This is a genomic window from Mesorhizobium sp. M1403 (genome assembly GCF_040317695.1).
Taxonomy (GTDB): domain Bacteria; phylum Pseudomonadota; class Alphaproteobacteria; order Rhizobiales; family Rhizobiaceae; genus Mesorhizobium.
This window is the reverse complement of the sequence record NZ_JAMYKY010000034.1, coordinates 22,064-43,748: the sequence shown is the minus strand read 5'-3', so window position 1 is coordinate 43,748 and position 21,685 is coordinate 22,064. Positions and strand designations below refer to the sequence as shown.

Genomic DNA, 21,685 nt, shown 5'->3' with positions numbered 1-21,685 from the left:
CAGCGCAAGATCGTTCATGGTGGGTGTGGTCTCCGGGAAATGGTTCGGATCGGCTTAAGCAACCAAATCCTACGTCATTTCAACGATCAGATCCCGAGCAGCCAGTCAGTATTCGACCGTCGCTGGCGCCTCCGCCCACTGAGGCCTTGTGCTTCCTCCAGCGAGTCAAGCCGATCACCATGCGTGTCGCCAGTTCTGGTGCTCACCCACGTGCCATTTGCGATCTTGTGTCGGTGAGAGCACCGCAAGCACCTCCCCTGCTAGAGCGCAAGGCGGCTCGCGTCGCCGTGTTGTTACTATTCTTCGCTGTGGTCGGAGTTTTTTCCTTGGCTTCGGAATCGGGACATTCGGCTTTGCAAAAAAATAGGCCATCGTGGTCGATCGTCACGCCCCCGAGTTCGGCGGCACGATGGGACGACAACGGCAGCGCAAGCTCCATTTGCGCGAGGGGCTCGTCCCTTCAAATACTTGATGCATTTGCGCTTTGCGTCCTCCGTGCATGTTGCTCGATGCCAGGCGGAGACCTCTGTCTAAACGATCGCGCATCGATGCAACGCCCACGCGTAGATCGCCATCATCGCGGCGATCGCTTTGCCGCGATCGCCGCCGCCGTTTTCGAGCACGACAATCATGCCGGCGGTTCGGCAGCGATGCGCATGCAAAAATTCACAGATGCATTCTGGCCAAATGCTAGCTGCCCAGCAAATGTCCGGCATTTCGCAAGGCCCCTAGGAAGAGACTGGCATGGCCGTTGGCATCGATCTTGGCCTGCATCGACAGGGGCATGCTGTGCCAGGTCTCCAAGGGCGCAATGAAATGTGAGAACGTACCGTTGACGATGCAATGGTGGGTAACAAGGCCCTGTCTGTCCAACGCCAGCACGCCGATCTGGTCGCCCTGATATCGGATGGCTGCGACCCGCTGGACCCCCGCATGACCGTCGACCCGCACGTCGAAAAGCAGGATGCCGCGGCTCCTGGTGGCTACCTCGGCGGCCTTTTCAGCGAAGCTTAAGGAGAGCGAGCGGACGCTTTCGACCGCCAGCCGTAAAACCATCAAATCCAGTTCATCCACTGCCATAAGGTACCTGCGCGCAACACATGGGTGATAGCAATCGACCACACCGCTTGTTCACAGATGTCGGCTCACGACCGATCATTCAGGGTTTGCCGGTCGTCCATTGACCGAGGGCGTGCTCCGGTTCGAACCGATCCTGAAGCGGAATGCGCTGGATCTACGGAACCCGAGGCCAAAGTTGCCGCGACAATTGATGTCGTGATCATTCCAGACATCTGCATCGGCGTCGCTGAACATCCCACTGGTAAGTCCGTTCTCTTGCGGCAAGCCCATCTTCGGGCCGTCTTGTACCTGAAACCCTCGCGGTGGCGTCCCTCGAAGCTCTGGACCGCCGGGCGCTTGATCGTCGAGAACTTTGTTTACGAAGGTCCGGACCTCCTGCAGAGCATATTCCGGTGCGCTCGCCTTTGAGCATTCCGCTGAAGCGTGACGTTTCGCTAGTCCGTGTTCCTTGCAGGCTCACCGCGAGGGCGCCTTGCACACAGCGGCACGTCAGCGCATGAAACTCGTCCCCCGTTCACTTCACAAAATGGATTTCCTGAAGTACTGGGAGCGCAGAGAAATCTCCGGTCGCAGCCTACCCGGTTAAAACAAGGACCCAAAAATGAAGACTCTCGTCGTCTGCTCCGGCGGATTGGACTCCGTTACCCTTGCTCACAAGGTGGCAGCGGAGCACGAACTCGCCGGCCTCCTATCTTTCGATTACGGCCAACGGCATAGGAAGGAATTGGGCTTCGCCGCCCTTTGCGCGGAGCGACTGAGCGTCCCGCACCGCATCATCGACATCCACGAGATCGGCGGCGGCCTTTCCGGCTCCGCGCTGACCGATAATGTGGACGTGCCCGACGGGCACTACGCCGAAGACACGATGAAGGTCACGGTGGTGCCGAACCGGAACGCCATCATGTTGGCCATTGCCTTCGGCTTCGCCGCAGCGCACGGCGCTGAGGCGGTGGCGACGGCCGTGCATGGTGGGGATCATTTCATTTATCCCGACTGCCGTCCGGCCTTCATCGACGCTTTCCAGATGATGCAGGACCACGCGCTCGACGGCTACGCGGAGATTCGCATTTATGCACCCTATGTGAATCTCACGAAGGCGGACATTGTTAGGAATGGAGCAGCATACGGCACGCCGTTTGCGCAGACCTGGTCCTGCTACAAGGGCGCCGAGCGTCACTGCGGGAGGTGCGGGACCTGCGTCGAGCGGCGCGAGGCGTTTCATCTCTCTGGGCAGCCGGACCCCACCGACTACGAGGACTCCGACTTCTGGCTCGATGCGCTGCGAAGGAGGACCGCGTAATGTTCCGCATCACCAAGGAATTCCACTTCTCAGCCTCGCATCAGCTCACCTCGTTGCCACCCGATCACCAATGCGCGCGCCTGCACGGGCATAACTACATCGTTGAAGTGGAGCTTTCAGCGAATGGACTGAACGACAACGGCTTCGTGCGCGACTATCACGATTTGGCGCCATTCAAACGCTACATCGACGAGAGCTTCGACCACCGACATCTCAACGACGTGCTGGGACATGAGCAAGTCACGGCGGAATATCTGGCCAGACATTTTTATGAATGGTGCAAGGCACGCCTGCGCGAAACCTCGGCCGTGCGGGTGAGCGAAACGCCGAAAACCTGGGCGGAATACCGGCCATGACCGATACGCATCCCGCAATCCGCGTGAGTGAGATTTTCGGGCCGACGATCCAGGGCGAGGGCGTGCTCATCGGTTTGCCGACGGTCTTCGTCAGAACCGGCGGGTGTGACTATCGCTGTTCCTGGTGCGACAGCCTGCATGCGGTGGACAATCAATTCCGCCATGAATGGGAGATGATGTCCATTGGCGCGGTGTGGCAAAACGTGCTTGCGCTTTCCGGTGGCCGCCCGCTGATGGTGTCGCTGTCAGGCGGCAATCCGGCCATCCAGCCGCTCGGCGCGCTCATCGAGCGAGGCCATGGTGAAGGTTACCGTTTTGCGCTGGAAACCCAAGGTTCGGTGGCCAGGGACTGGTTTGCCGACCTCGACGTGCTAGTCCTCAGCCCAAAGCCGCCGTCAAGCCAAATGACGACCGATTGGGCCGCTTTCGAGGCGTGCCTCCAGGCGGCACAAGGCAGGCCGCAAGTCGTGCTCAAGCTCATTGTTTTCGACGAAAGGGACTACGCCTACGCGAAAGACGCCGCTGCGAGATTTCCGCGACTTCCGATCTATCTGCAACCCGGCAATCACACGCCGCCACGCCCCGCAAATGAAGACGCTCCTGTCGACCTTGACGGAATATTGAAGCGCATGGAGTGGCTGGTTGATGCCGTGACCCGCGACAGGTGGTTCGAAGCCCGTGTGCTGCCGCAGCTGCACGTTATGCTCTGGGGTAACAAGAGAGCCGTCTAGCCTAGGCCCGCTTTTCACTGAAACTGCGCCGGCGGATATTCGGGTGGACGGGTTGTCCCACGCTTGACGGCGCTGCCGGGGTGCTTGCGGACTTTCTGCCACCGGCACCAAGAGCGTGGCCAGCCGCTTACGACTCGGAATGTTGCCGAGGCTCGGTTTCGACGGGCGTCGGCCTGGCGCGAACCAATCAAAGGTTAGCGCGAGCCACGGGTGGATAGTGTGGTGGTGCGATGCGGCGGCGCCTGCTGCAGCTGGCACGGTCCTTGCGGATTCTTGTTGCAAGGCCGAAGGGAGCTGTCGGCCGACAACCATGATCTGGCCAGGACGATTGTCGACTGCTTCCGATACAGAAAAGAGGCCGGACTCGACGTGGCGCTTCAGGGACTGCGAAATGGAATACGGCGCCGGAAGGCACGACCGGACGATATCGTCGCTATACCAAGACGCGTCTGGTCCGCTCCGAATCCTGTCTCGACACGACGGTCGCCGATCAACAGTGAAAAATGTAGCGCAATCGGTTCACGATCGACTGAGAACCATGACCGTTCCTCTGCGGTGCTCAGACTGCCGCTGAGTGCCTGGCCGTTCCACTTTCGAAATATTTGTCGAACTTTGCCGCGATGCTCCTGACAAAGGGCCGGCTTTCCGCAGGCACGACGAAGCGGTCACCATCAAGTTCAAGCAACCGCGCAGGATCTTGGAGGGCCGTGGAACTCGCCTTGAGGAGAAGTCTTTGGCCGGCTTCGCCAAAGCGCTCCACCAGCTCAATCGCCGAGAAGGCGAAGTCACACATCAATCGCTCGATGATCCAGCCGCGAACACGGTCGTCGTCGGAAAGCGCGATACCCCGAACAGCGGCCAGCCCGCCATCAGCAACCATGCGTCCATACTCGGCGGTCGAAGGCATATTCTGTGCATAGCCCTGGCGAAACTGGCTGATGGACGATGGGCCAAGGCCGATCAAGGTCTCGTAGCAGTCCTCGGTGTAGCCTTGGAAGTTCCGGTGCAAAGTCCCGGCGCGTGCCGCAAGCGCCAGCGCATCGCCCGGCTTGGCGAAATGATCGAGCCCGATTGCTTCGTATCCCTGGTCCATGATCGCCCGCGCTGCCAATTGCGATTGGGCAAACCGCTCCGCCGGACCCGGCAACCAGGCCTTGTCGATCATCGTCTGATGTTTCTTGAACCACGGCACATGGGCGTAGCCAAAAAGCGCGATCCGATCCGGTTCCAGGGTCAGCGCCTGTGCAACCGTGGAGGCGACGCTCTCCCTGGTCTGATGCGGCAGGCCGTAGAGCAGATCGAGATTGACGGATTCGACGCCGCGCGAACGAATGCCATCAACAACTGTCTTGGTCTGCAGAAAGCTCTGCTCGCGGTTGATCGCTTTCTGCACCTTCGGGTCGAAATCCTGGACGCCGAGGCTCGCCCTTGTCATGCCGATTTCGGCAAGTGCATCGAGGCGGGCATCGTCCATATCGTTGGGTTCGATCTCAACGCTGATCTTTGCACCGGGGAGAAACGTGAAGCTGTTGCGCAGGACGGTTCCCAGCGCCACGATATCTTCCGGTTTGAGCATCGTCGGCGAACCGCCGCCGAAATGAACCGCGCGAACTCGGCCCTTGCCGGTGACAAGACTGGAGACGGTGGCGATCTCGGCATGCAGTGAGCGCAGATATGTGGTCACTGGTTCGTAGTGGCGCGTCTGTTTGGTATGGCACGCGCAGAACCAGCAGAGCCTGTCGCAATAGGGAATATGCAGGTAAAGCGATATCTCGTCACCACCTTCGAGCGCCTCCAACCAGCCTCGGTAAACGACGGCATCGACCCCCGCATGGAAATGCGGCGCGGTCGGATAACTGGTATAGCGCGGGACGTTCTCGCCAAGTCTGGCAGCTAGCTCCAGTCGCATGTCGTGGTCCACCGTGTTTGCGTCGCCGGAACTGTGGATGCTTGGATGAGCCTAAGCCCTGATTTCGATCAACGTTCAGCACGGACAAACTGCCGCAAGGATTTTTCTACCGTCGATTGCTATCCTGCCCGCAAGTGGACCGGTAGAGCGATCGAATGACATTACGGCAGGACATTCACAGTTCCGGCATTCCCGTTCTTTGCCTGTCTTGCGAGGCACGGCACCGCGGTGTCTGTGGTGCGCTCGAACCAGACCATTTGGCTCAGCTCGCCAAGACGTCGTCGCGGCACAATATCGAGCCGGGGGTCGAACTGATCGGCGACGCCGAGGCGGTCGACTGTTATTCAAACGTGCTTTCAGGCGTGGTGAAGCTCACGAAGAGCCTTTCGGACGGCCGCCAGCAGATCGTCGGTCTCCAGTTCGCGCCGGATTTTCTGGGACGGCCCTTCAAGATGAAAAGCGCGATCAATGCGGAAGCGGCAACAGCTGTCTCGCTATGCTCGTTTCCGAGAGCGGCCATCGAACGGTTGATGAAGGAATCACCGGAATTTGTGCATCGCCTGTTCAAGCAGGCGCTGAACGAACTCGACGAGGCACGCGAATGGATGGTGACTCTGGGGCGCAAGACCGCACCGGAGAAGGTGGCGAGCTTTCTCCTCATGATCGCCCGGAACATCGGTTCCAGTGTTGACCCGGCGGCCAGGTCGGCGTGCTTCGAGCTGCCGATGACGCGTGCCGACATCTCTGATTTCCTTGGAATTACAAACGAGACCGTGAGCCGTCAGCTGACCAGCCTGAGAATGGACGGCGTGATTCGGATCGAGAACAACCGCCGTATCACCGTGGACAGCATGAGCCGGCTGGAACGGCGCTGCGGCGGCCGAGGCGCAACCGCCGTTTGAATGACACCGAAGCTGCATGGCCTACGTCACTTACTTCGTTCGGGGCAGGGCATGCTCGCGTTGGGCGTTAGAAGAAGTCGCATAGCGACAGCCCGCTCTCCATCCGATCGCATGAGCCAGGTGCGTTTCGGCCAACTCGTCGGCGAAGCATCCATCCTCGACGTGCTCGACGTGCAACCGGCTGTTCCAGGCAGGATCGCACTCGGCCGAAGTCAATACGCTTCATACGCAGGGGAAAATCGCCGTCTCCCCGAACCATGTATGTCACGAAGTTAGCGCAACGCTGGCGCTGGCTGTCCCAAGGCATTGAAACGATCGACGTTCGGCAAGGCATCGGCCTACTTTCCAGCGTCACAGAAGGCGCGCTTCCCACACGCCCGCGATCGCCTCCAAACCCGGCCCGACCTGGGACGCCGGGCCTGTCCATAAGCGTGGCGGCCGGTGCCGCGCTTCCACATTCGATCGCCACAGTCTGATCGCACCGAACTCGATCCTGCTCGAAGCAAAATCGTGCGGCTCTGACATGGATCAGGGCGAGCAGGCCACGGCTGCGCAATAAGGCACTGCGGTTTGGCGCCCGCCGGAATCGGAAATCGGGGCTTGCGATGAAATTCGGCACAGAGATCGTCCTTCTAAGCCTGTTTGCGTTTGCGGCCCTGGTGGCTGCCGGCTTCGGCGTAGATGAACCTTTTCGCCGGCATATGTGGGTTTTGTTCTTCGCCGTGGCTGGCTTCACTGCGATTCTGTTGCGCAACACGGAGTTCAAGCCGGCAGTTCCGATCGACCCCGCCGCTTACATGGATGGGCCGATCCGCTACGGTGCCATCGCCACCGTATTCTGGGGCGTCGTCGGCATGCTGGTCGGCGTGGTCATCGCCCTGCAGCTCGCCTACCCGGATCTCAACATCCAGCCCTGGTTCAATTTCGGCCGTTTACGGCCATTGCATACGTCGGGCGTCGTCTTCGCCTTCGGCGGCAATGCGCTGCTCTGCACGTCGCTGTATGTCGTCCAGCGCACCTGCCGCGCTCGGCTGTTCGGCGGCGATCTCGGCTGGTTCGTGTTCTGGGGCTACCAGCTCTTCATCGTCATGGCGGCGACCGGCTACCTGCTCGGCATAACCGAGAGCCGCGAATACGCCGAGCCCGAATGGTATGTGGACCTGTGGCTGACCATTGTCTGGGTCGCCTATCTCATCCTGTTCCTCGGCACGATCCTAAAGCGCAAGGAACCGCACATCTATGTCGCCAACTGGTTCTACCTTGCCTTCATCGTGACCATCGCAATGCTGCATGTGATCAACAACCTGTCGATGCCGGTCTCCTTCCTGGGCTCCAAGAGCTATTCAGCCTTCTCCGGCGTACAGGACGCCCTGACGCAGTGGTGGTACGGCCACAACGCCGTCGGCTTCTTCCTGACCGCCGGCTTCCTCGGCATGATGTATTATTTCGTTCCCAAGCAGGCCAACCGACCCGTCTATTCCTACCGGCTGTCGATCATCCACTTCTGGGCTTTGATCTTTCTCTACATCTGGGCCGGTCCGCACCACCTCCACTACACCGCCCTGCCGGACTGGGCCCAGACCCTCGGCATGGTGTTCTCCATCATGCTCTGGATGCCGTCATGGGGTGGCATGATAAACGGCCTGATGACGCTCTCGGGCGCCTGGGACAAGCTGCGCACCGACCCGATCATCCGCATGATGGTCATGGCCATCGCCTTCTACGGAATGTCGACCTTCGAAGGCCCGATGATGTCAATCAAGGCCGTCAACTCGCTCTCGCACTACACCGACTGGACCATCGGTCACGTCCATTCGGGCGCGCTCGGATGGGTCGGCATGATCTCGTTCGGCGCGATCTATTTCATGGTCCCGAAGTTATGGAACCGCGACCGGCTTTATTCGCTGCGGCTCGTCAACTGGCACTTCTGGCTGGCGACGCTTGGGATCGTCGTTTACGCCGCGGTGATGTGGGTCTCCGGCGTCATGCAGGGCCTTATGTGGCGCGAATACAACGAGCAGGGCTTCCTGGTCTACTCCTTCGCCGAAACCGTCGCAGCCATGCATCCCTACTACATCATGCGTGCCATCGGCGGCGCGATGTATCTGTCGGGCGCCCTCATCATGGCCTGGAACATCGCCATGACCATCCTCGGCTACCGGCGCGAGGAGGATCCGATGCCGCGCTCCATCCCCGCCCTCCAGCCTGTGCGATCAGGAGCCAGAAAATGGGCTTGATGGACAGACACGCGGTCATCGAGAAGAACGCCACACTGCTTCTCCTCGGGTCCCTGCTGGTCGTAACGGTCGGCGGCATCGTCGAGATCGCACCGCTCTTCTATCTCGACAACACCATCGAGAAGGTCGAAGGCATGCGGCCCTATTCGCCGCTCGAGCTCGCCGGGCGCAACATCTATGTGCGCGAGGGCTGCTACCTCTGCCACAGCCAGATGATCAGGCCATTCCGCGACGAAGTCGAGCGCTACGGCCACTATAGCCTGGCGGCCGAGTCGATGTACGACCACCCGTTCCAGTGGGGCTCGAAGCGCACGGGGCCGGATCTCGCCCGGGTCGGCGACCGCTACTCCAACGCATGGCATGTCCAGCATCTCACCGAACCACGCTCCGTGGTGCCGGAATCGATCATGCCGAGCTACGCGTTTCTGAAGGACATGCCAATCGAGGTGAAGGATTTCTCGACGCATCTGATCGCCAACAGCCGTGTCGGTGTGCCCTATTCAGACGACATGATCGCTCATGCCAATGCCGATCTCATGGCGCAGGCCGATGCGAATGCCGACACATCGGGCCTGGAGAGACGCTATCCGAAAGCCAAGGTTGGGGACTTCGACGGCGATCCGCAGCAGGTCACCGAAATGGATGCGCTGGTCGCCTATCTCCAGATGCTCGGCACGCTGGTCGATTTCAGGACTTATGACGAAGCCGCCGGCTACCGCTGAGGAGAATGGCGATGACCTACAATTTCATGCGGGAGTTTGCCGACAGCTGGGGCCTGCTTGCCATGGCGCTTTTCTTCGTCGGATGCGTTGCCTTTGCACTTCGCCCCGGCAGCCGCAGGCAAGCCGAGAGAGCCGCTCACATTCCTCTCAAGGACGACTGATCATGGGCAGCGAGCATATCGACGAGGTTTCGGGTATCTCGACGACCGGCCATGAGTGGGACGGCATCAAGGAACTCAACAACCCGCTTCCGCGCTGGTGGGTCATCACCTTCTACATCACCATCGCCTGGGCGATCGGCTACACCGTCGTCTATCCGGCATGGCCGATGCTGACTTCCGCGACCAGGGGTGTGCTGGGGTATTCGAGCCGCAGAAACGTCAAGAATGAACTGGCGGCGGCCGAAGTGGCCAAGGGTAAATTTGTCGCTGCCATTCAGGCGAAGACCGTCTCCGAGATTACTGCCGACGATACGCTACGCGAATTCGCCGTCGCCGCAGGTGGCGCCGCGTTCAAGGTCAATTGCGTGCAGTGCCATGGCTCGGGCGCTCAAGGGTCCAAGGGTTTTCCCAACCTAAACGACGACGATTGGCTGTGGGGTGGCAACGCCGAACAGATCCAGCAAACGATTGCGCACGGCATCCGCTTCGCATCAGACCCGGATACGCGCCTGTCGGAAATGCCTGCTTTTGGTGACATCATCACGACGGATCAGATCAAGCAGGTCGGCGCCTATGTCGCAAGCCTCTCCGATCCTGTTCAGGACACAAGCCTGATCGAACTCGGCGCCAATGTTTTCGCCGAGAATTGTGCGGCCTGTCATGGTGAGAATGCAAAGGGCAACAGGGAGCTCGGCGCACCCGACCTGACCGACGCGATCTGGCTATACGGGTCTGGCGAAACAGCCATCGCCGCGCAGGTCCGCGCGCCGAAGCACGGCGTCATGCCGGCCTGGATCGGGCGTCTCGGCGAGATCAAGGCCAAGGAACTCGCGGTCTATATCCATTCGCTTGGTGGCGGAGAATAGGTACGCAAGCCTATTCTCGTCCTCCCCCCCACCGCCAAGCGACGAGGCCCGGCGCGAGCCGGGCCTCGGCATCATCCAGAAACCGATGGGTTGGGCTTCCGGCAAAATCGTCGCTGGTGACTGGAGCTTCTCGTGCTCGATAACACGCAAATAGAACGGCTCGAAGCCGATGCGGTCAACTCCGCCAAGACCCGTCAGCCGCTCTATGCCGCACGCAAGAAGATCTTCCCGAACCGGGCCTCTGGCAGTTTCCGCCGCTTCAAGTGGTCGGTGATGGCAATCACGCTGGGGATCTACTACCTGACGCCCTGGCTGCGGTGGGATCGCGGGCCATTTGCCCCGGACCAGGCCGTGCTGGTCGATCTTGCCAACCGCCGCTTCTACTTCTTCTTCATCGAGATATGGCCGCAGGAATTCTACTACGTCGCCGGCCTGCTGGTCATGGCCGGTATCGGCCTTTTCCTGATCACATCCACCGTCGGCCGGGCCTGGTGCGGCTATACGTGCCCCCAGACCGTGTGGGTCGATCTGTTTCTGGTCGTCGAGCGAGCCATCGAGGGCGACCGCAACGCGCGCATCAAGCTCGATGCCGGTCCCTGGACTGCGCGCAAACTCGTGGTGCGAACATCGAAACACGCCATTTGGCTGGTCATAGGGGTTCTGACCGGCGGCGCCTGGATCTTCTATTTCGCCGATGCGCCGACGCTGCTTGGGGAACTCTTCACCGGCACCGCCGCCCCCGTTGCCTACATCACCGTGCCCGTGCTGACGGCGACGACCTATACGTTCGGCGGGCTGATGCGCGAGCAGGTCTGCACCTACATGTGCCCATGGCCGCGCATCCAGGCGGCCATGCTCGACGAGAATTCCCTCACCGTCACCTATAATGACTGGCGCGGCGAACCGCGCTCGCGTCACGCCAAGAGGGTCCTTGCCGCCGGGCAGCCCGTCGGCGACTGCGTCGACTGCAATGCCTGTGTCGCGGTGTGCCCGATGGGGATAGACATTCGTGATGGCCAGCAGCTTGAATGCATCACCTGCGCGCTCTGCATCGATACCTGTGACGGTATCATGGACAAGCTCGGCAGGGAGCGCGGACTGATTTCCTATGCGACGCTGGCCGACTACAACGCCAACATGATGCTGGCGACCCCGGGCGGCTCCGGTTCAGTCAACCCGTCACTGGTCAGGAGCGCTGACGGCCTGTTCTCCGACAAGGTGGCCCGTTTCCATATCCGCAAGATCTTTCGACCGCGCACCTTCGTCTACATGGGCGCCTGGTCGGCGGTCGGTCTCGCGCTGCTCTATTCGCTGCTGACCCGCGAACGGCTCGAATTGAATGTCCTGCACGATCGCAACCCGCAGTTCGTGACGCTGTCCGACGGTTCGATCCGCAACGGCTACATCGTCAAGCTGCTCAACATGATCCCCGAACCAAGAACGATCATTGTCACGATGCAGGGCCTGCATGGAGCCGAAATGAGCGTTGTCGGCATCGACCTGCCGGCGGATCGCTCCTTCGCCATCCCGGTCGAACCCGACCGGCTGAAGATGCTCAAGGTTTTCGTGCGTCAGCCGGCAGATCAGGTTCGGGGTGCAGCGCAAAGCTTCAAGTTCCGGGTCGAAAACAAGGCAACGTTCGAGTCGGACGAATACACGGCCACTTTCAACGCACCGGAGATCGCCAGATGAGCGACACCTCGCGACAATCCCGCGAATTCACCGGCAGGCATATGCTGTTCACCATCCTTGGCTTCTTCGGCGTGGTCATAGCGGTCAATCTGACCATGGCGACGCTCGCCAACACGAGCTGGACCGGCCTTGTCGTCGAAAACACCTATGTGGCGAGCCAGCAATTCAACAAAAAGGCCGAGCAAGGGCGAGCTCAGGCAGCCCTCGGCTGGACTGGCAAACTGACCATCGCAGGCGGTGAGGTCCGCTATGGCGTCACCGACGCCGCCGGCAAGGCGGTTCCCTTGCATGGCGTCAAAGTGCTGTTTCGCCATCCCGCTTACGAGAAAGAAGATGAGTCCATCACGCTCGCCGCCGCCTCGGGCCAGGAGTTTGTACTGCAGCACATCCCAAGGGACGGTGTGTGGATCGTCGAAATCGACGCCGATGCCGGTCTGGCAAGACCTTTCCGCGACGTGCGCAGGATCATGATCTCCGATGGAGCGCTGCAATGAGCTGCTGCGCGCCAGGCGCCGAAACGGCATTGGACCTGGAAAAGGTCACACTGGTCCTGCCTTCTGGCCAGGAAATCAGACTGGCGAGTCGCTCGATTGGCGAAAATCTTCGCCAGACCGACCTCTCGGTGCCGGCTGTGCATTGTGCCGCCTGCATCCAGACGATCGAGACGGCGATCGGCAAGCTGGATCGCGTCGAAGGCGCTCGTGTCAATCTTTCAACGAAACGTGTTTCGGTCCGGTGGCGCGGCGACGAGGTTCCGCCATTCGTCGCCACACTTGGACGGCTGGGCTATGGCGCGCACCTGTTCGATCCCGAGGCTGACGGGCAGGACAGGACGCTCTCGGAACTGATCCGCGCCGTCGCGGTCGCCGGCTTTGCGGCGGGCAACATCATGCTGCTATCAGTCTCCGTCTGGTCCGGCGCGCAAGGCGCGACCCGCGACCTGTTCCATTGGGTCTCGGCCTTGATTGCCATTCCTGCGCTCGCTTTCGCCGGCGGCATCTATTTTCGCTCGGCCTGGAATGCGCTGCGCCACAGCCGCATGAACATGGACGTGCCGATCGCGGTCGGGGTATCGCTCGCTTACGCCATGAGCCTCTACGAGACGATCAACCATGGCGACCGTGCTTATTTCGACGCGTCGGTGTCGCTGCTGTTCTTTCTGCTGATCGGCCGCACGCTGGATCACGTGATGCGGGAACGGGCACGCACGGCCGTAAACGGACTGGCTCGGCTGGCGGCGCGCGGCGCCATGGTGCTGCGCGAGGATGGTTCGCGCGACTACTTGCCGGTTGGCGAGATCGAACCAGGAATGGCGCTCTTGATTGCGGCTGGCGAGAGGGTGCCCATCGACGGCAGGATCATTGGCGGGGCATCGGATCTGGACTGTTCCCTGGTTTCCGGGGAAAGCACGCCCAGAACGGTGGGCCCGGGGGCGCAGGTCCAGGCCGGTACACTCAATATCACCGGTCCGCTGACCATCGAGGCGACGGCCGCCGCGAAGGATTCATTCCTGGCCGAAATCGTTCGGCTGATGGAAGCGGCAGAGGGCGGCCGCGCCCGCCATCGCAGGATCGCCGATCGCGTCTCCGCGCTCTATGCCCCCGTGGTCCACCTCACCGCCTTTGTGACGTTCCTCGGCTGGATGGCGGCGACCGGCGACTGGCACCGGGCAATAACAATCGCGATCGCCGTTTTGATCATTACATGCCCGTGTGCGCTCGGTCTCGCCGTGCCGATCGTGCAGGTGGTCGCTGCGCGGCGGCTGTTTGAAAGCGGCGTCATGGTCAGGGACGGCTCCGCCATGGAGCGCCTGGCGGGGATCGACACGGCATTGTTCGACAAAACCGGCACGCTTACGCTCGGACTGCCCAGGCTGATCAATGCGCCGTCCATCGATCCGACGATGCTCGCCATGGCGGCCGAGATGGCAGCGCATTCCCGCCATCCCTTTTCGAAGGCAATCGCTGGCAATGCAGCCTTTGCCGGCCAGCCGAAACTCGCGTCCGTCAGCGAGCATCCGGGCTTCGGCATCGAAGCCATCGCCGAGGGCAGTACCTGGCGGCTGGGTCGCCGCGGATGGGGTGAGTGGAAAGCCCGCACCGTCGGCGAAGGCAAACAAGGCTATGGCGGAACCGTTCTGACGAAGGACGGGGTCATTGTCGCGACTTTCGATTTCGAGGATGAGCTGCGTGCCGATACCAAGGCGGCCATCGAGCAACTGAACGGCGCCGGCGTGTCGGTGGAGATGCTGTCGGGCGACACAGAAGCTGCCTGCGGCGAAGTCGCGGAAGCGCTGGGCGTCGAGCGCTTCGTTCCCACGTTGCTTCCCTCCGGGAAGGTCGAACACATCGAAGCATTGACGCGAACTGGCCACAAGGTGCTGATGGTCGGCGATGGGCTCAACGACACGCCTGCATTGGGCGCCGCACACGTTTCGATCGCTCCGGCCACGGCGGCGGATATCGGTCGCAACGCCGCGGATTTCGTGTTCCTGCGTAAAAGTCTTCTGGCGGTCCCACTTGCTTTAGACATTTCGCGGAAGGCCGGACTGCTGATCCGGCAGAACATCGCCATCGCGATCGTTTACAATGGCATCGCCGTGCCGGTCGCCATTCTGGGGCACGTTACACCACTGATCGCGGCGGTCGCGATGTCCGCCTCCTCCCTCCTGGTCATCGGCAATGCGCTACGCCTGCAAGGTTTCGTGTCACATGCATCGGTGCAAGATGCCCGACATGACAGGCGCTCCGACATTGGCGCACTGGCACACTCCTCATGACGACGCTCGCCTACCTCATACCTGTGGCCCTGTTCCTCGGAGCGCTTGGGCTGGCCGGGTTCCTGTGGGCCTTGAGGAGCGGCCAATATGAAGATCTCGATGGCGCCGCCGAGCGGATCCTGATCGACCGCGACGAGCCGCGCAGTTGACCCAGCCTGCCCTGCGACGACTCGCTCGAATATTTTCCGCGGTTGCTTCGCGTCATGCCGATTTCGGCGCGCGACGGGTGCGAACGGATCAGCCAGAATACGTTGCCGAACTTTCGGCCAGGAAAGGGCCGCACCGAACGGGGAAGCCGGCCATTCCATGATGACCTGACCAGACCATGGCGTGGCGGTCGACCAGTCGACCGTGAACCCGCCGTTGCCGCGTTTATCGAGCCTGGTTGATCCACATCAGGGTTATCTCTTCATAGGCATGGTTTCATTGAGCATTTTTGAACGAGAACGGATGTCTAACGGACGGTTAGGTCGCGTGGAGACGCTTGGGGAAATGAGCCGCAAACCGTGGATCGATTGCGATGCGTTCCAGTGCCCTTCGTCGCAGATAGCCGACGCAATGGCGGCACGCTGATGGCCGGCTCTGTCGATAGATTCGACGTTATTGTGGTCGGAGCCGGGCCGGTCGGACTTTCCTTCGCCGCGTCGCTTGCCCAGAGCCGACTCAAGGTGGCAGTGGTTGAACGGCAGTCGCTCGAAAGCCTGGCGAATCCGGCTTTCGACGGTCGCGAGATCGCGCTGACCCACGCATCGGTTGGAATCCTTCGCGAGCTCGGCGCCTGGGATGCCATCCCCGCTTCGGACAAATCACCGCTACAAGGCGCGCGCGTGCTCAACGGATCGAGCCCTTTCGCCCTGAGCTTCGACTCTCCCAGCGGATCTGGGGAACCACTCGGAATTCTGGTCCCAAATTGTCGGATCCGCGACGCCCTGTTCAAGCTTGTCCACTTCCAGGATCATGCCCAGCTGCTGTGCGGCCGCTCGGTCGTCAATGCAACAACCAGCCACAAAGAAGCAGTCATAACGCTCTCTGATGGCAGGCAATTGGCCGCTCGGCTGCTCGTTGCAGCGGATTCGCGTTTGTCCGCGACGCGCGACCTGCTCGGCATTGGCGCCGACATCAATCGGCTTGGCAACTCCATGCTGATTTGCCGGGTGAGGCACGAGCGCGCCCATCACCAGATCGCGGTCGAATGGTTCGATCACCATCAGACGATAGCGATGTTGCCGCTCATGGAAGGCGTGTCGTCGCTGCTTCTCACTTTGCGCTCAAGCGAGGCCGACAGACTGCTTGCTCTCGACGACGATTTGTTCCTCATGGAATTGACGAGCCGGTGTCGAGGACGCCTCGGAGAGATGACCTTGGCAAGCACCCGCCATGCCTATCCGCTGGTCACGACCTGGGCGCACAAGTTCTGGGCTCCGAGTGCGGCACTGATCGGCGATGCTGCCCTCGGCATGCACCCGGTGACCGCGCATGGCTTCAACATCGGCCTCAGTGGCCAGAAGCAACTCGCCGATAGAATCCTGGCGGCATGTCGCGAGCGCCGCGACATTGCTGATCCCGACATACTCGGCAGATACGAAAGCCGGCTGCGTCTGTCGGCGGCACCGCTCTATCATGCTACGAATGCACTTGTCGCTCTCTACTCAGGCGAGCACCCGGCGGCACGGCTTGCAAGACATGCAGGGCTTCGCTTTGCCCAATATCTTCCCTTTATCCGCCATGGCATTTCGGCCATGCTCAGGCGGTGAATCGCAGGCAGCGCTGCCGCTCTGGAACGCTATCTCGGCCCGGCTTTTTGTCTCGCCGGGCGCGTTGATGCCGTTGGCAGGGCTGCTTCCATGGTGACGTTGCCGATTCTGGGATGATTCGGATCAAGGCACGCGTGCGGGCAAGAGCTCGATGGTCAGACGGCAAGGCCAAGAGCAGACGTGCGCCCCGAAGACATGGTGAGCGCACTGGTTAGCCCCGCTGGATAGTTAACCCGTCCTTCAGTGGGCCTGCGTAAGCTTGTCCTCGCGAACAACGATGGGAGCAAGCCGGTCCGTCCATGGCCCCGAAGAAAGTAGACACGCTGGAGGCCAAAATCCGTCAGGATCAGCTTGCTGACCTGAGGACCGGCCTCTTCGTGTCGATGCCGATAAGCGCTATCCTGTCAGGCCTGATTTTGACGGTGCACGCCCTTTCTGGCAGCGGCTTTGCCGCTGCAATCTGGTTCCTGGCCGTCAATGCGATAAATGCCGCCCGCCTTGCACTCGCGCGTTATCAGCTAAAGGAAACGGGGCGCCATGACGGTTTAGTGGGGGTTTTGCCGCGGCTTCGCTGGTTTGGCATCCTTGCCCTTCTGGCAGGGTTTGCCTGGTCCTTCCTGGCCGTCCTGACTGTTGGATACACGACACCTCAAGCACCGCTGCATCTGGTCATTCTGGCGGGCATTTCCGCTGGTGCGGTTACATACGGCAGTTCGTATGCCGCGGCGGCGACCAACTTCATCACACCTCCGCTCCTCATCACGGTGGGTTGCCTTTTGGCGAAAGGCAATTTTGAAGACTACATTCTGGCTTTTACCGTTCTGCTCTTCATGGGCGGCTTGGTTCGAGCTTCGTTTGTTGGGCAAGCACGGTTCCGCGAAGCGAGCCGCCTGAGGCATGAGGCCGAGCGGCTTGCGGCGGAGATGAAGGCCAGTTCCAGGCAGGACCACCTGACGGCCCTTCTCAACAGGCGTGGCCTCGAACACGCTATCGGACGGTTCGAGACCGCGGATAGCCCCTTCGTGGCAATGCTGATTGATCTGGACGGGTTCAAATCCGTCAACGATACCTACGGTCACAGGACCGGTGATGAACTGCTTGTCAGGATCGCCCGCCGCATAGAGGAGGAAGCACCGGAAGGCTCAACGCTCGCTCGTATCGGCGGCGATGAATTCGTGCTGTTTTTTCCCTCAACGAGGGTTTCGCTTTCTGCCAGTGATCTCGCCTCCAATATCATAGCCAAAATTGCCCGCCCCTATATCGAGGTCGCGTCCGTCCGGGTCGGGGCATCAATAGGAATATACCTGGCGGAAAGCCCGGGCCTGACCGAAATGTTGTTGCGGGCGGATATCGCCCTTTATACGGCCAAGCGTCGTGGCAGGAACGAATTTTGCCTGTTCGATGCCGAACTCGACAGGGAACTGCAACGCCGCCAGTCCGTCGAACGGGACCTTCATTCGGCGATAAAGACGAGAAGCTTGCAACCTTGGTTCCAGCCGATCGTGAAACTCGACACCGAGGCTGTGGTCGGCTTTGAAGCCTTGCTGAGGTGGTCCCATCCGACTCATGGTGCCATCTCTCCACCCGAAATCATCACAGCTGCACGCGAAACCGGAATGCTTCAGCTGCTGACGCAAACCGTATTCGCCGACTGTTGTGCTTTTATCGACGACTTGGTGAAAGCTGACTGTCGTGATCTCCGTGTGGCGATGAATGTTTCACCGCGCGAACTGGAAGCCGGCGATATCGACGACATGGTTCTGGATGGTCTGGCGGCAAGAGGTCTCCCTGCAACGATGTTCGAGATCGAGATTACCGAAGAATCCCCGGTTGACCCGGACAGAGTGGATGAAAAGCTCGGACGGCTTTCACATGCCGGCATTTCCATCGCGCTCGATGACTTCGGCACCGGCTTTTCTACGTTGGCATCGCTCAAGGACAGTCGGATACGCAAGGTGAAAATAGACCAGGGCTTCATTCGCGGCTTGGCCAAGTCCCGAGAGGACCGACTGCTTGTCAAATCGGTCATCGATCTCGGTAACATGCTCGGGATCGAGGTCATGGCCGAGGGCGTCGAAACAGAGGCGGATCGGCAAACCCTGCACAAGCTTGGCTGCCGAACCGCTCAAGGCTTCCTGTTCTCCAAGGCTGTGCCTCTGAGCCAAGCACTAGAAATGGCAGTCAAACAGCACGCGAACCAGTTGTGACCGCTCCCGCCGCGCCGTCTCTCGCGGCCGTGCGCTCATGAATGGCGGGTATCTGAACGTCCTTGTTTGAAGAGCATGACAGTCCGTGCTGTGCGTCAGCCGGCGAACAGTTCCTTGTAGCCAGTCGTCACAATCCAGTTCGCACGGTCGATATGGCTGCGAAGAGCCTTGCGGGCGCGGACCGGTTCAAGGGCCGGGTCGATGCCGAGAATGAGATCGGCCATCTCCTCTTCGCTGGCATTGTCGGCGCAGGCATCCAGGATCCGCAGGTAGATCGTGAAATGCTGCCTGTCGTAGCTCGTGAGGTTATCCGACCAGGGGACTTCGTCACACAGAGTTGAGCTTCGAGTCTCATCTGTTCCCATTGATCGATTCATGCCTGTTGCGAGCCTCGGCTGTTGAGCGCTGGATGCAACGCAGCATATCCCAAAATGGGATAATCCGAAACCGGGATTAGTCGCTGATCCGGTCTTTACCCGACCGGTTCGCCTACATGCCCAAGTCTCTTCGATCGCCCCGCCACCAGCGGTTTCTGGCCCAGCTGGTTTCCTTGCGCAAGGCCAAAGGCCTGACTCAGGCGCAGGTGGCCGAGAAGCTTGATCGTCCCCAATCCTTCGTGGCCAAGTACGAGGGTGGAGAGCGTCGTCTCGACGTCATCGAGTTTCTCGACTTAACTGCGGCGCTTGACGCTGATCCGTGCGAGATTCTGTCCAGCCTGCGGTCCTAGCGGGCGCCCGCGCGCCTAACGGCTCGCGCCGGTGCCGTGAACCGAGCGCGCTTTTCTTCGGCAAGCTGCCATTCCGCTGCGGGTGGGTCTTTACCAAGCCATGCCGATATAGGATGATAATCCTAGGTGGGGCGATTCCTCAACGGAGATCGCAATGGCTAGGACCAAACTTTCCAAGCAGCTTTCACAGGCTGAAATCGAGCGCTTTCTCGCGGAGGCGGAACGGCTGCACCAGAGCATCGTCCAGCCGCTTCTATCACCTACCAGCAACCATTACCGGGCTCTCCAACGCACCCATGAAGCGCTGTTGAAGACGGTGAAGGATATCACCGGGAAGGATGCGCCGTTCATTCAATGGTTCGGAACAGGACCGGTGAATTAGACCAGACTTATAGACTCCAGGCTGCAAACGTCGCATTCTCTCTTCGGGGAGAAGGGGCGTGGGCAACCATCGCTATCAAGACAACTCCTGGCTGGCTTTCTTGCCTTCGAATCGACCCTCGGCTGCAACATCAAAGCCAATATCAAGCTACAAAACGGGCGAGCGCGTCTATCATGATCCCGGTCAGGAATATTACTGGGACACGCGCCTCAACCTGTTGAAAGGCGAGCGCTGGTTTTGTTCGGAGGAAGCCGCGCCACGGGGGCGATGTCGTCGAGTTTCTCGACGTAACTGCGGCGCTTGACGATGATCCGTGCGAAAAATCTGTCCAGCCTGCCGTCCTGGCGGGCGCCCGCGCGCCTGACGACGCGCACCAGGTGCTCGTGAACCGAGCCCGCTTTTCTTTGGCAAGCTCAGGCGGTCTCGGCCATTCGGCTTCGCCCCTTGGCGTGGGCAGCCCTTCGGGCTGTGACGGCCGCCGCCCTTGCGGGCGGCGCGGTTTGTCTGTTGGCCTTTCCCGGTGGCGCGGGGTGGGCGGCACTCCCTTCTAGGCCCGCCGCGGCAGCCCGCAACCCTTCGCTGCCGCTCAGGGTCCTCCTCTTCGTTCCGGTCCTTCGGATGCGGTCCGCCTACCACGGCGGGCCTTTCCGGTCGCGACTCGCCGCCCACCCCGCTTCCGGGGAAAGGCGCGGCGATTGGCGAGCGGAGGATGAGACGATGCATGCAAACAGCAAGCGTACCCCCAGCGGAGAGGCTGGCGCAGGCAAGGGCGGGCGCCCCGGCGCCAGCCTTTATCAGGAGATCACCGACCGCATCATTGCCGAACTGGAGCGCGGCACCGTGCCATGGGTCAAGCCATGGGGCAGCGCAAAGGCAGGCCTTGGCCTGCCGAGGAATGCATCCTCTGGGCGCATCTATTCCGGCATCAATATCCTCATCCTGTGGGGCGCGGTCATCGAGCGCAGCTATCCCAGCCAGAACTGGCTCACCTTCCGGCAGGCGCTCGTGCTTGGCGGCAATGTCAGGAAGGGCGAGCGCGGCACGACCATCGTGCATGCCGACCGCTTTGTCCCCAAGGACGAGAAGGAGCGCGCACGCCACGAGGGCGATGAACCACAGGCCGTGCCTTTTTTAACGCGCTTCACCGTCTTCAATGTCGCGCAGTGCGATAATCTTCCGGAAGACCTCTATGCCGCCGCCGAGCCGCTGCCTCAGTGCGAGATCGTGCCGCACGCCGAGACGCTCATTCGCGCCAGCGGTGCGGATTTCAGGGTCGGCGGCGATCGCGCTTTCTACATGCCGGGCAGCGACCACATTCAGGTGCCGCCGCAGCCGGCGTTCCATCACCAGATCGACTATTACCGGACCTGCTTTCACGAGCTTGGCCACTGGACCGGCCACCCGACGCGGCTTGCTCGCGACCTCTCCGGCTCGTTCGGCTCCAAGGCTTACGCGCGTGAAGAATTGGTCGCCGAAATCACTGCCGCCTTCGTCTGCAGCAAGCTCGGTATCGAGCCGACCGTGCGTCATGCCGATTACATCGGCTCATGGCTAAAGGTGCTGCGCGAGGACAACCGCGCCATCTTCCGTGCCGCCAGTCTTGCCTCCAAGGCCGCCGATTTCCTGCTTGGCCTTCAGGCCGATGCCGAAGGCGAGGCGCAGGAAGGGATTGCGGCATGACGATGCGCGATCCTCAACTGACCGCGACCGAGCCGACGCCGCAAGGCGAGCAGCTGCTCATTCCCGGCGTTCGGCCGATCACCACGCGCGATCGGCTCACCCTCCTGATGGACGCGCCGATGTGTCCGCGCGCGGCGCAAAAGCCGCTCGATATCGGCCTCTTCGATGAAGCCAGCAGAAATCAACTCGACCTGTTCTGA

Annotated in this window: 22 protein-coding genes; 18 read left to right on the top strand and 4 right to left on the bottom strand. The window is 60.9% G+C overall.

The window, feature by feature from the left end:
• Positions 1-690: 690 nt before the first annotated feature.
• Positions 691-1,080, bottom strand: coding sequence for a hypothetical protein (locus tag NKH01_RS31340; RefSeq protein WP_352453859.1), 390 nt, complete (start codon positions 1,078-1,080; stop codon positions 691-693).
• A 601-nt stretch (positions 1,081-1,681) separates the two neighbouring features.
• On the opposite strand from NKH01_RS31340, the gene queC reads away from it, so the two are divergent.
• From queC to queE, 3 genes are read left to right on the top strand one after another with little or no spacing between them, the layout of a single operon-like run.
• Entirely contained in the window at positions 1,682-2,380 is a 699-nt protein-coding gene (queC, locus tag NKH01_RS31335; protein WP_031194962.1) for a 7-cyano-7-deazaguanine synthase QueC, read from the top strand.
• The gene (gene queD, locus NKH01_RS31330; RefSeq protein WP_023722053.1) at positions 2,380-2,736 is read left to right on the top strand and encodes a 6-carboxytetrahydropterin synthase QueD; all 357 of its coding nucleotides are present in this window, start codon (positions 2,380-2,382) and stop codon (positions 2,734-2,736) included. Before queC ends, queD begins: the two co-directional genes overlap by 1 nt.
• Positions 2,733-3,467, top strand: a complete 735-nt coding sequence (gene queE / locus NKH01_RS31325; RefSeq protein ID WP_023722052.1) for a 7-carboxy-7-deazaguanine synthase QueE — start codon at positions 2,733-2,735, stop codon at positions 3,465-3,467. The genes queD and queE overlap by 4 nt, the downstream gene beginning before the upstream one ends.
• 559 nt (positions 3,468-4,026) lie before the next feature.
• Here queE and hemN read toward each other — a convergent pair.
• Entirely contained in the window at positions 4,027-5,376 is a 1,350-nt protein-coding gene (hemN, locus tag NKH01_RS31320) for an oxygen-independent coproporphyrinogen III oxidase (RefSeq protein WP_352690207.1), read from the bottom strand.
• A 155-nt stretch (positions 5,377-5,531) separates the two neighbouring features.
• On the opposite strand from hemN, the gene NKH01_RS31315 reads away from it, so the two are divergent.
• From NKH01_RS31315 to NKH01_RS31265, 11 genes are all read left to right on the top strand, one after another.
• Positions 5,532-6,278 (top strand): Crp/Fnr family transcriptional regulator, encoded by a 747-nt coding sequence (locus NKH01_RS31315; protein WP_352690206.1) that lies wholly within the window; start codon positions 5,532-5,534, stop codon positions 6,276-6,278.
• A gap of 605 nt (positions 6,279-6,883) precedes the next feature.
• Positions 6,884-8,515, top strand: coding sequence for a cytochrome-c oxidase, cbb3-type subunit I (gene ccoN, locus NKH01_RS31310; RefSeq protein WP_352468490.1), 1,632 nt, complete (start codon positions 6,884-6,886; stop codon positions 8,513-8,515).
• A complete protein-coding gene (ccoO, locus tag NKH01_RS31305) occupies positions 8,506-9,237 on the top strand; it encodes a cytochrome-c oxidase, cbb3-type subunit II (RefSeq protein ID WP_352610875.1) in 732 nt (243 codons plus the stop codon). Before ccoN ends, ccoO begins: the two co-directional genes overlap by 10 nt.
• 11 nt (positions 9,238-9,248) lie before the next feature.
• Complete coding sequence (locus tag NKH01_RS31300) at positions 9,249-9,398, top strand: cbb3-type cytochrome c oxidase subunit 3 (protein ID WP_352690201.1); 150 nt, start codon at positions 9,249-9,251, stop codon at positions 9,396-9,398.
• 2 nt (positions 9,399-9,400) lie between these two features.
• A complete protein-coding gene (gene ccoP / locus NKH01_RS31295; protein WP_352690200.1) occupies positions 9,401-10,264 on the top strand; it encodes a cytochrome-c oxidase, cbb3-type subunit III in 864 nt (287 codons plus the stop codon).
• 132 nt (positions 10,265-10,396) lie between these two features.
• Positions 10,397-11,956: a cytochrome c oxidase accessory protein CcoG gene (ccoG, locus tag NKH01_RS31290; RefSeq protein ID WP_352690198.1), complete on the top strand. Its 1,560-nt coding sequence runs from the start codon at positions 10,397-10,399 to the stop codon at positions 11,954-11,956.
• Positions 11,953-12,450: a FixH family protein gene (locus NKH01_RS31285; RefSeq protein ID WP_352457384.1), complete on the top strand. Its 498-nt coding sequence runs from the start codon at positions 11,953-11,955 to the stop codon at positions 12,448-12,450. The genes ccoG and NKH01_RS31285 overlap by 4 nt, the downstream gene beginning before the upstream one ends.
• Positions 12,447-14,735 carry a cation-translocating P-type ATPase gene (locus NKH01_RS31280; RefSeq protein WP_353024152.1) on the top strand — a complete coding sequence of 763 codons (2,289 nt, stop codon included), beginning with the start codon at positions 12,447-12,449 and terminating at the stop codon, positions 14,733-14,735. The genes NKH01_RS31285 and NKH01_RS31280 overlap by 4 nt, the downstream gene beginning before the upstream one ends.
• The gene (ccoS, locus tag NKH01_RS31275; RefSeq protein ID WP_023679633.1) at positions 14,732-14,884 is read left to right on the top strand and encodes a cbb3-type cytochrome oxidase assembly protein CcoS; all 153 of its coding nucleotides are present in this window, start codon (positions 14,732-14,734) and stop codon (positions 14,882-14,884) included. The genes NKH01_RS31280 and ccoS overlap by 4 nt, the downstream gene beginning before the upstream one ends.
• A gap of 423 nt (positions 14,885-15,307) precedes the next feature.
• Positions 15,308-16,489 carry a 5-demethoxyubiquinol-8 5-hydroxylase UbiM gene (ubiM, locus tag NKH01_RS31270; protein ID WP_352690237.1) on the top strand — a complete coding sequence of 394 codons (1,182 nt, stop codon included), beginning with the start codon at positions 15,308-15,310 and terminating at the stop codon, positions 16,487-16,489.
• 299 nt (positions 16,490-16,788) lie between these two features.
• Positions 16,789-18,696, top strand: coding sequence for a putative bifunctional diguanylate cyclase/phosphodiesterase (locus NKH01_RS31265; protein WP_353024149.1), 1,908 nt, complete (start codon positions 16,789-16,791; stop codon positions 18,694-18,696).
• 95 nt (positions 18,697-18,791) lie between these two features.
• On the opposite strand, the gene NKH01_RS31260 is transcribed toward NKH01_RS31265, so the two are convergent.
• Positions 18,792-19,061 (bottom strand): DNA -binding domain-containing protein, encoded by a 270-nt coding sequence (locus tag NKH01_RS31260; protein WP_352690192.1) that lies wholly within the window; start codon positions 19,059-19,061, stop codon positions 18,792-18,794.
• A gap of 128 nt (positions 19,062-19,189) precedes the next feature.
• On the opposite strand from NKH01_RS31260, the gene NKH01_RS31255 reads away from it, so the two are divergent.
• A complete protein-coding gene (locus tag NKH01_RS31255) occupies positions 19,190-19,423 on the top strand; it encodes a helix-turn-helix domain-containing protein (RefSeq protein ID WP_023679646.1) in 234 nt (77 codons plus the stop codon).
• 154 nt (positions 19,424-19,577) lie between these two features.
• A complete protein-coding gene (locus tag NKH01_RS31250; protein WP_352453620.1) occupies positions 19,578-19,805 on the top strand; it encodes a hypothetical protein in 228 nt (75 codons plus the stop codon).
• Between the two features lie 209 nt (positions 19,806-20,014).
• Here NKH01_RS31250 and NKH01_RS31245 read toward each other — a convergent pair whose 3' ends face one another.
• On the bottom strand, positions 20,015-20,179 hold the full coding sequence (locus NKH01_RS31245; RefSeq protein ID WP_352690190.1) for a hypothetical protein: 165 nt from the start codon (positions 20,177-20,179) through the stop codon (positions 20,015-20,017).
• A gap of 343 nt (positions 20,180-20,522) precedes the next feature.
• On the opposite strand from NKH01_RS31245, the gene NKH01_RS31240 reads away from it, so the two are divergent.
• Together NKH01_RS31240 and NKH01_RS31235 are read left to right on the top strand one after the other, a co-directional pair.
• Positions 20,523-21,485: an ArdC family protein gene (locus NKH01_RS31240; protein ID WP_353024147.1), complete on the top strand. Its 963-nt coding sequence runs from the start codon at positions 20,523-20,525 to the stop codon at positions 21,483-21,485.
• Positions 21,482-21,685 carry a hypothetical protein gene (locus NKH01_RS31235; RefSeq protein WP_352502724.1) on the top strand — a complete coding sequence of 68 codons (204 nt, stop codon included), beginning with the start codon at positions 21,482-21,484 and terminating at the stop codon, positions 21,683-21,685. Before NKH01_RS31240 ends, NKH01_RS31235 begins: the two co-directional genes overlap by 4 nt.

Coding starts and splice junctions, on each gene's coding strand:
- NKH01_RS31250 (WP_352453620.1), top strand. CDS start 19,578: ATGGCTAGGACCAAACTTTCCAAGCAGCTTTCACAGGCTGAAATCGAG.
- ccoO (WP_352610875.1), top strand. CDS start 8,506: ATGGGCTTGATGGACAGACACGCGGTCATCGAGAAGAACGCCACACTG.
- NKH01_RS31265 (WP_353024149.1), top strand. CDS start 16,789: ATGGCCCCGAAGAAAGTAGACACGCTGGAGGCCAAAATCCGTCAGGAT.
- NKH01_RS31260 (WP_352690192.1), bottom strand. CDS start 19,061: ATGGGAACAGATGAGACTCGAAGCTCAACTCTGTGTGACGAAGTCCCC.
- hemN (WP_352690207.1), bottom strand. CDS start 5,376: ATGCGACTGGAGCTAGCTGCCAGACTTGGCGAGAACGTCCCGCGCTAT.
- NKH01_RS31240 (WP_353024147.1), top strand. CDS start 20,523: ATGCATGCAAACAGCAAGCGTACCCCCAGCGGAGAGGCTGGCGCAGGC.
- queD (WP_023722053.1), top strand. CDS start 2,380: ATGTTCCGCATCACCAAGGAATTCCACTTCTCAGCCTCGCATCAGCTC.
- ccoN (WP_352468490.1), top strand. CDS start 6,884: ATGAAATTCGGCACAGAGATCGTCCTTCTAAGCCTGTTTGCGTTTGCG.
- NKH01_RS31300 (WP_352690201.1), top strand. CDS start 9,249: ATGACCTACAATTTCATGCGGGAGTTTGCCGACAGCTGGGGCCTGCTT.
- queE (WP_023722052.1), top strand. CDS start 2,733: ATGACCGATACGCATCCCGCAATCCGCGTGAGTGAGATTTTCGGGCCG.
- ccoS (WP_023679633.1), top strand. CDS start 14,732: ATGACGACGCTCGCCTACCTCATACCTGTGGCCCTGTTCCTCGGAGCG.
- ubiM (WP_352690237.1), top strand. CDS start 15,308: ATGGCCGGCTCTGTCGATAGATTCGACGTTATTGTGGTCGGAGCCGGG.
- queC (WP_031194962.1), top strand. CDS start 1,682: ATGAAGACTCTCGTCGTCTGCTCCGGCGGATTGGACTCCGTTACCCTT.
- ccoP (WP_352690200.1), top strand. CDS start 9,401: ATGGGCAGCGAGCATATCGACGAGGTTTCGGGTATCTCGACGACCGGC.
- NKH01_RS31280 (WP_353024152.1), top strand. CDS start 12,447: ATGAGCTGCTGCGCGCCAGGCGCCGAAACGGCATTGGACCTGGAAAAG.
- NKH01_RS31315 (WP_352690206.1), top strand. CDS start 5,532: ATGACATTACGGCAGGACATTCACAGTTCCGGCATTCCCGTTCTTTGC.
- NKH01_RS31255 (WP_023679646.1), top strand. CDS start 19,190: ATGCCCAAGTCTCTTCGATCGCCCCGCCACCAGCGGTTTCTGGCCCAG.
- NKH01_RS31285 (WP_352457384.1), top strand. CDS start 11,953: ATGAGCGACACCTCGCGACAATCCCGCGAATTCACCGGCAGGCATATG.
- NKH01_RS31235 (WP_352502724.1), top strand. CDS start 21,482: ATGACGATGCGCGATCCTCAACTGACCGCGACCGAGCCGACGCCGCAA.
- NKH01_RS31340 (WP_352453859.1), bottom strand. CDS start 1,080: ATGGCAGTGGATGAACTGGATTTGATGGTTTTACGGCTGGCGGTCGAA.